Origin of the sequence: Arthrobacter sp. (assembly GCF_031179385.1) — a bacterium.
Lineage (GTDB): Bacteria > Actinomycetota > Actinomycetes > Actinomycetales > Micrococcaceae > Arthrobacter_D.
In genome coordinates this window covers 44,949-55,122 of the sequence record NZ_JAPSHV010000007.1, presented here as the reverse complement: position 1 = coordinate 55,122, position 10,174 = coordinate 44,949, and the positions used below count along the sequence as shown (strand labels likewise).

Here is a 10,174-nt window from a genome sequence, read left to right as displayed (position 1 = left end):
AGGGCCCGCTTGTCGGCGAAGTGCCGGTAGGCAGCATTCGGTGTCACCCCGGTGCGGCGCGTCACTTCACGAAGTACGACGGCGGACGGCCCGCCTTCCCGGGCAAGGTCAGTGCCAGCTGCTACCAACGCGCGGTGAAGGTCGCCGTGACGATAGGTATTGCGCTTCCGGTGCGACACCCCACCTCCTTGCTGCTCGGCGACCAAACTGTGCAGCTCCCGCCGAATGTAAACACTGTAAACAAGATGTGCCACCATGATCTCATGCACCGGATCGAAGCTCTTCCTGACGATTCCCTGCGCACCAAGGCATTCGTCGCCCTACTGCGGGACGCGGCCGGGCAGGAGGATCAGGAGCTGCACCGTTTGATTGCAGACGTTCTTCCGGTGATGGCGACCATAGGCGTGCTTGAGGACGCGGAACCTGTCGCATTCGCAAGCTACCGTGCTCACGGTAGGGCGAATATGCTGGAGTACCTTGCGGTCCGTGCTTCCCACCGCGGACGCGGCGCGGGAACTGCTCTCATCCGGTTCATCAGGGCCGAGGATCCGGGGATGCCCCTCATCGCGGAAACCGACGATGACGCCGCCGGCTTCTACCACCGGCTCGGCTTCACCGTCGAGACCGCCCCTCCCGACCCGAGATGGCCCGGACGTTTACGCTACCGCTGCACCCTGCCTCCCCTCAGCGCAGCGTAAGGGCCTCAGCCCGCAGGTTCTGCTGGGCCTGGTCCGCCCATAGCCGCTGCCCCTCCCCTGTCCGGTACAGCGGGTCAAGGCACCGCAGACGGTCGACGACGGCGGCCCTACCGCGGGCGAAGTCCTCGTCCGGCACATGGGCGTACTCCTGGCGGACGGCTGACAGGTAGCGCCGGTATCCGCCCGGCGGACGGCCCAGCACGGAAAGATCAGCGTCGCACAGCAGTTCCCCGGGCCGGTCCCCTTGGCCTGGCGCGTGGGTGGCGGTGAGTAACACCAGCCGTTGAACCTCGGCGGGCTGCTCGAGGTGGCGTGCAAGGCGGGCCTGCGCGAGCGCGGCGGACGCTTCCTCGTCCCTCCCGGCCTCGCCCGCATACACTGCGTCGTGGAACCAGGCGGCGAGCCGGACCTGAAGGCGGGTGTCGGCGTCGTCGTTCTCGGTGAAGAGGAGGTCCAGCGCTTCCAGCACATCGAGCAGGTGCTCGGGCGTGTGATAGCGACGGTGCGGCTCAGACCACCGGCTCAGGAGCTCTGACCCCAGCCGCTGCGCACCGGGCAGGGTTTGCTCCCAGCGAGCCTGCAGGGCTTGCTGGATTTTGGCAGGCCTTCGTCGTGCGGGAACCCGCAATCCGCTCGCGATGAGGATACGAACCAGGGCGCCGCCGTCGACCTCCCGTGCGCCGAGCGTGACGAGTTGGCGGTATCGGCGGGCGGGCACGTCGTAGTGGTCAAGGTCAAAGGCCCGCTCCGGGATGCCGGCTTCCGCTGCGAAAGCGTGCAGTTCCTCCAGCGAGGCATCCGAGATCAGGTGGGAAAAAACGGTTCCGTGCGCAGGCCAGAGGGGAGGATCAATGTACACGGCCATGGGCAGAAGCTTATCGGCCTACGGTTCCGGCGAGCGGCGCCCGGACTGTAGGGGACCTCTCCTTCAAAAACCTCTGTACAGCCCAAGGCGGCTGTGCCATTGTTTACAGTGTCCACATGCGGTCGGTCATGTGATGGTGTGTCCACGGCGGCCGCGTACTCCTCTTCCGGTGAATCGAGTACTCATGGAAACCACCGTCATTGCCATCGGCACCAAAAAGGGTCTGTGGCTGGCTACCAGCACGGACCGGCAGAACTGGACCCTGTCCCAGCCTCACCATCTGATGTCGGAGATCCCGAGCATCGGTATCGATACGCGCGGCGGCAGGACGAGAATCCTCGTCGGGATGATGGACTGGCACTGGGGCCCAACTGTTGTCTACTCCGACGATCTCGGCTCCACCTGGTCCGAACCCGAGCAGGGTGCCATCAAGTTCGCCGAATCAGACGAGACCGCCCTTGGCCGGATCTGGCAGTTGCAGCCGGACTCCGAAGACCGCCCCGGCGTTGTCTGGGCCGGCTGCGAACCGATCTCGGTGTGGAAATCCACCGACGGCGGACAGCACTTCGAGCTCAACCGGGGGCTATGGGACCACCCGCATCGCTCGGAATGGGGAGCCGGATTCGGCGGGGCGGCAGCTCACACCGTCATACCGCACCCGGTGGACGACACCGTCCACGTGGCCATGAGCACCGGCGGCGTCTACCGCTCCATCGACGGCGGTCAGTCCTGGGAACCCCGCAACAAGGGCATCTCGGCCTACTTCATGCCTGACCCGAATCCGGAGTTCGGCCAGTGCGTTCACAAGATCGCCCGCGACTCGGAAAACCCGGAGCGGCTCTATGCCCAGAACCACCACGGTGTCTACCGGTCCGATGACGGTGCGGAAACGTGGGAATCGATCGCCGACGGACTGCCCGCGGACTTCGGATTCGTGATGCTCTCCCACCCGCGGCGCGGTGGTACAGCGTGGGTAATCCCGCTCAAGGCCGACGGCGAGCGCATCCCACCGGATGCGCGCCTTGCCGTTCACCGCACAGACGACGCCGGAGCCACCTGGACCCGCCTCGACAACGGCCTACCCTCCAGCGAATACAACGCCGTGTTGCGCGACGCCGCAGGCGTGGACACAGCAGAACCAGTCGGCGTCTACTTTGGCACCCGCGGCGGAACGGTCTACGCCAGCGCTGACGAGGGCCAGACCTTCACGGAAGTGGCAGCGCACCTGCCGGACGTACTGTGCGTACGTGCCGCCGTCGTCGTCGGGGCTACTGCACCTGTCCCCTCGCCATGAGTGCAGTGACGGTGCTCATCCCGACGCTGTTGCGGCCACTGGTCGAGGACCGGTCGGCCGTCGAGGTTCCGGTCGACGCACCGGCGACGGTGTCCGCCGTACTCGACGCCCTCTCAGAGGGCAGGCCCGTGTTGGCGCGACGCATCCGCGACGAGACAGGCGCACTGCGCCGGTACGTGAACGTCTACGTGGACGGCGAGGACGTCCGCCGGGTGGACGGGCTTGCCACATCCGTCACCCCCGGATCAGAGGTGATGATCATCCAGTCCGTCGCCGGCGGCTAGGACGCGGGTGAGCCGTCGGCCAGTTGCGAGAGGAATTCGTCGATCAGTTCCCCGGAATGCCGGAGGCTGTCCCGGTACCGGGCGGCCGCGACTCCCTGGATCAGACCCAGGTCGTAGCGGTCACCCTCACCGGCCTGGCGGTCTGCGGTGCTCGAGAGCCACCTGAGCACCACCCAGGAGTCGATGATGGCGCCGAGTTCACGCTGGTACCGCTTGCTGGTCTTCGCCGCCCTGTGTAGGTCCTTCTGCGGCTTGATTCCCGCGCCGTGCAGCACCGAGGCAACATAACGGACCGCTTTGGCGGCTTTGCGGACGTTGTGTGCGCGCTGTAGCACCGCCTCATCCGAAGACAGGGCGTGGTCCGGCGGCTCAGCCGCGCTTTCCAGGACGCCCCGCAGGCTTCGTCGGAGGAGTTTGTTGGCAAGTTGACGGGCGGTCAGGCCGGTCACCTTGTCGGTCAGCGGCGGATTCAGCGCGAAGGCGCTCATCTCCGTCAACAGATCATGGTGTTCTTTCTGCTGCAGGACCTGCCTGACAGCGCGGGACCCCTCGGTGTATTGAGCGAAGGCAAGCTCCTGCAGATGGGTGATCAGGTCCTCGTTCACAGGGGTAAGTGAATCTAGGCCCATGGTGAGCAACTGTGCCGTGATCTCAGCATCACGCGCCGGTGCGCATACCCTGGCGAGAGTCTTCAGCCGCTGACTAGCTTCCCGCCTGCGGCTGCGCTCCAGGAACGGTGCCGCGGCCTTCAGCAGGGCCCGCAGGGATCGGCAGGTCACGCGTAGCTGGTGAATGGCATCGGGCAGTTCAAGCCGGACGGCGAGGTCTCCCACGAGGAGTTGGTCCGAGAGATGCCGGAGCATGGCCGACAACGCCGCAGGTGCTCCTGCGCGCTGTGCGAGGGATGTACTGCCGGCAGCTCCCGAGCTGCCGCTCGGTCGCACCGGTGCGAGCTCCTCACCGCCGGTGAAGCCGACAAGGTGACGCGATAGGGCAACCGGGAGATCCAGGGGCCGCGATTTCAGGCCGGCGAAAGTCACCTCATGGTGCTGCCCGGCGAGCATCAGCCTGATGATCCAGCGGGCCGAATCATCCTGGACGCGTCGGACCAACTCCACTGATCGACGGCCGAGTGCATTCCCTGCGGTGTCGTAGGGTGTGTCCGCGGGGTCTGCTGCAGACGCCTCGACGCTCATGAGTCCATCATGCACGTTGCTTCCGTCTCCGCAGCGGCTTGCTGCAGAGGCTGCCCGATCCCCCATGGCGGTCCTCCTCCCGGTGAACCGCTAGTTTGTGTACATGTCCGAGTACCGGTACAACGTCGAAATACTTCATCTGCTGGTGTCGCCGCAGCACGCCTACTTCGGCAGGGCCCGCGACGGCGCTGCCGAGGTCAGCACCCTCGACGCCGACAAAGCCGATGTAGTAGCGGGCAAGGGCATCGTGGGTGACAGGTTCTTCGGAAAGGCCGCACACATGGACGCGGCCGTAACCCTGTTCCCGGTCGAAGCCCTGGAAGCTATCGCAGCGGAACTGGGAGCCGGTCCCTTCGATCCCCTGCTGACGCGCCGCAATGTGATTCTGAGGGGTGCACACCTGGCACCGCTCATCGGGCAGGAGTTCGCACTGGAGTCCGGCGGAGACAGCGTCACTTTGAGGGGTGGCAGGCCGGCCCACCCGTGTGTATGGATGGATAGGATGCTCGCCCCCGGAGCACATGCGGCAATGCGCGGGCGCGGTGGCGTTCGATGTCAGCCGCTCTCCACCGGTTCCTTGCATACTGGCGCGGCCGTGCTCGTGAGCCCCGTAGAACTCGTTCCGGCACAGGCTGGCGTGCCGCACCGCCTCAAACCGAGCCGATTGCCCTGACGGACTGAATTGGTTAGAACCCGCCGGTGTCAGCCGCCATGTTGTTGAAGCGCGAATAGTGCCCCTGGAATCCGACCACAAGCGTCTTGGTAGGTCCGTTACGGTGCTTCGCAACGATGACATCCGCCTCACCGGCGCGTGGCGACTCCTTGTCGTAGACGTCGTCACGGTGGAGCAGGATGACCATGTCAGCGTCCTGCTCGATCGATCCGGATTCACGAAGGTCAGACACCATGGGCCGCTTGTCAGTACGCTGCTCCGAGCCACGGTTCAGCTGTGACAGGGCGACGACGGGGACGTTCAGTTCCTTGGCCAACAGTTTCAGCGCTCGTGAGAACTCGGAGACTTCCTGCTGCCTCGACTCAACGCGCTTACCTGAGGACATCAGTTGCAGGTAATCAAGGACAACCAGCTTGAGATCGTGCCTCTGCTTCAAGCGACGGCATTTGGCACGAATCTCCATGAGGGACATGTTCGGGCTGTCATCGATGAAGAGCGGGGCGTCGTTCATGCGGCCCATGGTGGTGGCGATCTTGCCCCACTGCTCGTCTTTGACCGTGCCCTTACGGAGGTCCTGCAGCCCGATCGTGGCCTCGGCGGACAACAGGCGCATAGCGATCTCATTCCGGCCCATTTCGAGGGAGAAGAACACTGTGGTCATGTTGTGCTTGATCGCAGCCGACCGGGCCCAGTCGAGTGCGAATGTTGACTTACCCATGGCTGGTCGCGCAGCTATGACGATCATCTGCCCGCCGTGAAGGCCCTGGGTGAGCTCGTCGAATTCGTAGAACCCCGTGGGTACGCCGGTCATCCCCTCCCCGCGATGGCCGGCAGATTCGATCTCATCCACCGTGCCCTCGATGATGTCCTTCAGGGGCACATAGTCTTCAGCCGTACGCCGCTCGGCAACCGCATAAACCTCAGCCTGGGCAGCGTTGACGATGTCATCGACCTCCCCGTCATTGGAGTAGCCGAGCTGAACGATTTTGGTCCCGGCGTCCACCAGGCGACGCAGGACGGCGCGCTCACGGACGATCTCCGCGTAGAAGCCCGCGTTGGCTGCGGTGGGAACCGACTGGATCAGCGTGTGCAGGTAAGCCGGGCCGCCGATCCGTGAAATCTCGCCACGTTTGGTTAGCTCATCCGAGACGGTGACGGCGTCAGCCGGCTCCCCGCGACCATACAGGTCAATGATGGCCTCGTAGATGCTCTCGTGGGCCGGGCGGTAGAAGTCCACTCCACGCAGTACCTCGACGCAGTCTGCGATGGCGTCTTTGGAAAGCATCATGCCGCCGAGGACGGACTGCTCCGCCACCAGGTCCTGCGGTGGTGTCCGGGAGAATTCCGGGGAGCGAGTATCTTCTGATGTATCCGCATGAGTCAAAGACACTAGTGCGGCCTTCCTTCCCGAAACTTCCCCAAATCCCGTTCCCAAGCCCTTGGGGGCGATGGATCCGAGCTGAATAACCATAGGTACCAGCCGCCACCGACAGCCTTGCGCGGGATGGGATACCCCGTAACGCTAGTGCCCAAGCGCCACCCTGCCAAGCAAGTTATCCACAGGGGGTGTGCATAAGTGGGTAATTGTTCGGCGTGTTGTGTGCAGAGGCTGGGGATATCTATGTGGATTTACTCCGTCGCCCGCTCACAACAGCGGTTTGACTAGGCAAGACGTTCCGAACAGCCTGTGGAGAAAAACTTTCTGAGCCCAACATTCACCCGCTGGTTCCGTGTTGACAGAAGGTGAATTTGGCCCTACGGCCGGCCCTTTATGCACCCAATATCCACAACTCCACAGCTAGCTGGGTATATGTGCGGGGGATGGGTGGGCAGCGCCGTGACGGCCGTTTATTCTCAGGCCCTGATGGTGGCCCGGACATATACGGGGACGGGCATGCGCACCGATGCGCCCTTCGGCATCAGTACACGCGAAAGGCCCCGCTCCAAAGGAGCAGGGCCTTCCCTGAGCGAAACTGATCTAGCTGGCTACGACATCCAGGTCGATAACAGCGGCAACATCCTCGTGGAGACGGACGTTCGCCTGGTAGCTGCCGGTCGACTTGATGTGGGCCGGCAGTTCGACCTTGCGCTTGTCGATGGAGCCGAGGCCAGCGGCCTCGACAGCCTTTGCGACATCTTCGGCCTTTACGGTTCCGAAGAGGCGGCCGGACTCGCCGGCCTTGACGGTCAGCTTGACCGGCTTTGCCTGGAGGGCAGCAGCCTGGCGCTGGGCGTCCTCGAGGGATGCGTGCTCGCGAGCAGTACGTGCAGCCTTGATGGACTCCACCTGCTTCTCGCCACCCTTGGTCCAGGTCAGAGCGAAACCGCGGGGCAGAAGGTAGTTACGTGCGTAACCGTTCTTCACCTCGACGACGTCGCCTGCGGTTCCGAGACCGGTGACTTCCTGGGTCAGAATAAGCTTTGCCATGGTGTGTTCCTTTCCTTAGCCGCGGCCTGCGCCGGAGTAAGGCAGGAGTGCAACTTCGCGGGCGTTCTTGATTGCCTGGGCGATTTTGCGCTGTTCCTGCACGGTCACGCCGGTAACGCGGCGCGCACGGATCTTTCCGCGGTCGGAAATGAACTTACGCAGCAGTGCTACGTCCTTGTAGTCGATGACGGTGACGTCAGCGGCCTTCAAGGGGTTGGACTTTGGTTTGGGCTTACGAAGTTCAGCCTTAGCCATCGTGGTGCTCCTTATGTCTGGTGGAGCCCGCAGAACGGTTCTGCGGGATGGGAATTACGTGGTGAAGACGACGCCGCTGCGGCGACGCTTCGTGGAAGGTCTAGAAGGGCGGTTCGGACGAATCCGGGCCGCTGCCCCAACCGGACGAGTTACCGCCGGCCGGTGCACCCCAGGGGTCCTGAGCCGGCTGGCTCTGCTGGCCGCCGCCTCCCCAACCCTGGTTGGAGCCGCCGCCGCCGAAGCCGCCGCTGTCTCCCCCACCGAAGCCGCCGCCACCGCCGGAGCGCTGGGTACGGCTTACCTTGGCGGATGCGTAGCGCAGGGATGGACCGATTTCGTCCACCTCCAGCTCCATGACGGTGCGCTTCTCGCCTTCCTTGGTTTCATACGAGCGTGACTTGAGGCGGCCCTGTGCAACAACGCGGGTTCCCTTGGTGAGGGTCTCCGCGACGTTCTCAGCCGCTTCACGCCAGACCGACGCCCGGAGGAACAGCGTTTCGCCGTCCTTCCATTCGTTGGACTGACGGTCGAAGGTCCGCGGCGTCGATGCAATGGTGAAATTAGCCACTGCGGAGCCTGACGGGGTGAAACGAAGTTCCGGGTCGCTGGTGAGATTACCGACGACCGTGATTGTGGTCTCGCCTGCCATGGTGCCTCCTACGGTCACTGGTCCACCGGGGTGGACGTGGTTGAAAGCCGAAACTACTCGGCAGAAACCTTCTGCTCCTCGGGGCGGATGATCTTGGTGCGCATGATGGTCTCGTTCAGACCAAGCTGGCGGTCAAGTTCAGCTGCGATAGCCGGGGTAGCGGTGAAGTTGACGACGGCGTAAATGCCCTCGGACTTCTTCTTGATGTCGTAGGCCAAGCGGCGACGTCCCCAGATGTCCACCTTGTCTACAGTGCCTTCGCCGTTGCGTACAACGTTCAGGAACTTCTCAAGTGTTGGCTCAACGGTACGTTCCTCGACATCGGGGTCGATGATTACCATCAGTTCATATGCACGCATTGTGAACCCACCTCCTCTGGGCTAAACGGTCGCGGTCCTTCCGCAACAGGAGGTTCTTTTGCGTTGACCCGTGCAGCTGTTACCGCTTTACTTCCAGCGGCTCCACGTCGGCACGGACTTATCAATACTACCGGACTGTAAACGGGTCACCGAACCGCCTGTGGATAAGCACTACAGCTTAGGCAACAGTGAAGAAGCGCCGCGCAACGCGGGTCAGCTGGTAGGGATCCTCCACGCCGCACAGTTCGCGGGCGGAGTGCATTGACAGCAACGGAACTCCGACGTCGACCGTCCGGATGCCCAGTCGGGTCGCTGTCAGCGGTCCGATGGTCGACCCGCACGGCATCACGTTGTTGGACACAAACTCCTGGTACGGAGCATCTGCGTCGCGGCACAACCGGGCCCAATAGGCTGCGCCGGGAGCATCAGTGGTGTACCGCTGGTTAGCGTTGATCTTCAGCAGCGGTCCACCGTTCAGGACGGGATGATTTGCGGGGTCGTGGCGTTCGGCGTAATTGGGATGGACGGCGTGGCCCGCGTCAGCGGAGACACAGAATGAGGCCGCGAAAGAGCGCCGCCGCTGCTCTTCACTTGCGCCCAGCCCCGCCGAGATCCGGTGCAGGATGTCCTCCAGGAACGGCCCGCTCGCCCCCGAGCGCGAACCGCTGCCCACCTCCTCGTGATCGAAGGCGGCCAGCACCGCGATCGGTGCGTTCCCGGCGTCGTCCTTCGTCGCGTGGATGAGTGCGGTGAGCCCGGCGTGTACCGAGGAGAGGTTATCGAGCCGACCGGAGGCGAAGAACTCGCCTTCCGCGCCGAACACCCGCGGTTGCTGGGTGTCGGCGATGACGACGTCGAACCCGCCGACATCCGCTGCCTCCACGTCGGCGTCCACGGCCAGGAGCTGCAGGAGGTCAGCCCGCCCGGGATCGCCAAGGCCCCACACGGGGTTCATGTGCTGCTGCTTGTCCAGCTTCAGGCCATCATTGACGGCACGGTCGAGGTGTATGGCGAGCTGGGGGAAGCGCAGGAGCGGCCCGGTGTGCACGAGGTGCTCGACGCCGTCGTGCGTCACGAGCCGCCCGGCGAGTGCCAACTCGCGGTCCAGCCACGAGTTGAGCAGCGGACCGCCGTAGATTTCGACGCCGGCCTGCAGCCAACCGTGGCGTCCGGTGGTCGGCTTCGGCTTCAGCTTGAAAGAGGGCGAGTCAGTGTGTGCTCCCAGTATGTGGAACCCGGTGGTCTCGGTTGCCGTCGACGGAACAACCCATGCGATCAGGGCGCCGTCACGGACGACGAAATACCGGCCCGGTCCACCGTCCCAGGCATCACCCTCGTGCAGTTGGGTGAATCCGGCAGTCCGCAGTCGGGCACCGCCTTCATGAGCTGCGTGGAAACTCGACGGCGAAGCGCTGACGTAGGCGCCAAGATCGGCAATGTGAGCATGAGCGGCAGTCATGACTGCAAGCCTAC

General features: G+C 64.0%; 13 protein-coding genes. 4 read left to right on the top strand and 9 right to left on the bottom strand.

The window, feature by feature from the left end; translation table 11 throughout:
- Window positions 1-257, bottom strand: a 257-nt coding sequence (locus tag RIF85_RS02770) for a helix-turn-helix domain-containing protein (protein ID WP_309070383.1), incomplete at its 3' end; no start/stop codon positions are given.
- A gap of 6 nt (window positions 258-263) precedes the next feature.
- Here RIF85_RS02770 and RIF85_RS02765 point away from each other — a divergent pair.
- The gene (locus RIF85_RS02765; RefSeq protein WP_309070382.1) at window positions 264-698 is read left to right on the top strand and encodes a GNAT family N-acetyltransferase; all 435 of its coding nucleotides are present in this window, start codon (window positions 264-266) and stop codon (window positions 696-698) included.
- Here the strand turns inward: RIF85_RS02765 and RIF85_RS02760 are convergent.
- Entirely contained in the window at window positions 685-1,563 is an 879-nt protein-coding gene (locus tag RIF85_RS02760) for a DUF4031 domain-containing protein (protein WP_309070381.1), read from the bottom strand. The genes RIF85_RS02765 and RIF85_RS02760 overlap by 14 nt on opposite strands.
- 184 nt (window positions 1,564-1,747) lie before the next feature.
- On the opposite strand from RIF85_RS02760, the gene RIF85_RS02755 reads away from it, so the two are divergent.
- Both RIF85_RS02755 and RIF85_RS02750 read left to right on the top strand, forming a co-directional pair.
- Window positions 1,748-2,857: an exo-alpha-sialidase gene (locus RIF85_RS02755; RefSeq protein ID WP_309070380.1), complete on the top strand. Its 1,110-nt coding sequence runs from the start codon at window positions 1,748-1,750 to the stop codon at window positions 2,855-2,857.
- Window positions 2,854-3,141, top strand: a complete 288-nt coding sequence (locus tag RIF85_RS02750; RefSeq protein WP_309070379.1) for a ubiquitin-like small modifier protein 1 — start codon at window positions 2,854-2,856, stop codon at window positions 3,139-3,141. Before RIF85_RS02755 ends, RIF85_RS02750 begins: the two co-directional genes overlap by 4 nt.
- On the opposite strand, the gene RIF85_RS02745 is transcribed toward RIF85_RS02750, so the two are convergent.
- A complete protein-coding gene (locus RIF85_RS02745) occupies window positions 3,138-4,337 on the bottom strand; it encodes a CHAD domain-containing protein (protein ID WP_309070378.1) in 1,200 nt (399 codons plus the stop codon). The genes RIF85_RS02750 and RIF85_RS02745 overlap by 4 nt on opposite strands.
- Before the next feature lie 103 nt (window positions 4,338-4,440).
- On the opposite strand from RIF85_RS02745, the gene RIF85_RS02740 reads away from it, so the two are divergent.
- Window positions 4,441-5,010 carry an MOSC domain-containing protein gene (locus RIF85_RS02740; protein ID WP_309070377.1) on the top strand — a complete coding sequence of 190 codons (570 nt, stop codon included), beginning with the start codon at window positions 4,441-4,443 and terminating at the stop codon, window positions 5,008-5,010.
- A gap of 13 nt (window positions 5,011-5,023) precedes the next feature.
- Here RIF85_RS02740 and dnaB read toward each other — a convergent pair whose 3' ends face one another.
- The 6 genes from dnaB to RIF85_RS02710 form a co-directional block, all read right to left on the bottom strand.
- Complete coding sequence (gene dnaB / locus RIF85_RS02735; RefSeq protein ID WP_309070376.1) at window positions 5,024-6,400, bottom strand: replicative DNA helicase; 1,377 nt, start codon at window positions 6,398-6,400, stop codon at window positions 5,024-5,026.
- 588 nt (window positions 6,401-6,988) lie between these two features.
- Window positions 6,989-7,438: a 50S ribosomal protein L9 gene (rplI, locus tag RIF85_RS02730; RefSeq protein WP_309070375.1), complete on the bottom strand. Its 450-nt coding sequence runs from the start codon at window positions 7,436-7,438 to the stop codon at window positions 6,989-6,991.
- Window positions 7,439-7,453: 15 nt separating this feature from the next.
- Window positions 7,454-7,693 carry a 30S ribosomal protein S18 gene (gene rpsR / locus RIF85_RS02725; protein WP_005273147.1) on the bottom strand — a complete coding sequence of 80 codons (240 nt, stop codon included), beginning with the start codon at window positions 7,691-7,693 and terminating at the stop codon, window positions 7,454-7,456.
- Between the two features lie 100 nt (window positions 7,694-7,793).
- On the bottom strand, window positions 7,794-8,342 hold the full coding sequence (locus tag RIF85_RS02720) for a single-stranded DNA-binding protein (protein WP_309070374.1): 549 nt from the start codon (window positions 8,340-8,342) through the stop codon (window positions 7,794-7,796).
- A 53-nt stretch (window positions 8,343-8,395) separates the two neighbouring features.
- Entirely contained in the window at window positions 8,396-8,701 is a 306-nt protein-coding gene (gene rpsF, locus RIF85_RS02715) for a 30S ribosomal protein S6 (protein WP_309070373.1), read from the bottom strand.
- 178 nt (window positions 8,702-8,879) lie between these two features.
- On the bottom strand, window positions 8,880-10,160 hold the full coding sequence (locus RIF85_RS02710; protein WP_309070372.1) for a M18 family aminopeptidase: 1,281 nt from the start codon (window positions 10,158-10,160) through the stop codon (window positions 8,880-8,882).
- Between the last annotated feature and the right edge of the window lie 14 nt (window positions 10,161-10,174).

Coding starts and splice junctions, on each gene's coding strand:
- RIF85_RS02765 (WP_309070382.1), top strand. CDS start 264: ATGCACCGGATCGAAGCTCTTCCTGACGATTCCCTGCGCACCAAGGCA.
- RIF85_RS02760 (WP_309070381.1), bottom strand. CDS start 1,563: ATGGCCGTGTACATTGATCCTCCCCTCTGGCCTGCGCACGGAACCGTT.
- RIF85_RS02755 (WP_309070380.1), top strand. CDS start 1,748: ATGGAAACCACCGTCATTGCCATCGGCACCAAAAAGGGTCTGTGGCTG.
- RIF85_RS02750 (WP_309070379.1), top strand. CDS start 2,854: ATGAGTGCAGTGACGGTGCTCATCCCGACGCTGTTGCGGCCACTGGTC.
- RIF85_RS02745 (WP_309070378.1), bottom strand. CDS start 4,337: ATGAGCGTCGAGGCGTCTGCAGCAGACCCCGCGGACACACCCTACGAC.
- RIF85_RS02740 (WP_309070377.1), top strand. CDS start 4,441: ATGTCCGAGTACCGGTACAACGTCGAAATACTTCATCTGCTGGTGTCG.
- rplI (WP_309070375.1), bottom strand. CDS start 7,438: ATGGCAAAGCTTATTCTGACCCAGGAAGTCACCGGTCTCGGAACCGCA.
- rpsR (WP_005273147.1), bottom strand. CDS start 7,693: ATGGCTAAGGCTGAACTTCGTAAGCCCAAACCAAAGTCCAACCCCTTG.
- RIF85_RS02720 (WP_309070374.1), bottom strand. CDS start 8,342: ATGGCAGGCGAGACCACAATCACGGTCGTCGGTAATCTCACCAGCGAC.
- rpsF (WP_309070373.1), bottom strand. CDS start 8,701: ATGCGTGCATATGAACTGATGGTAATCATCGACCCCGATGTCGAGGAA.
- RIF85_RS02710 (WP_309070372.1), bottom strand. CDS start 10,160: ATGACTGCCGCTCATGCTCACATTGCCGATCTTGGCGCCTACGTCAGC.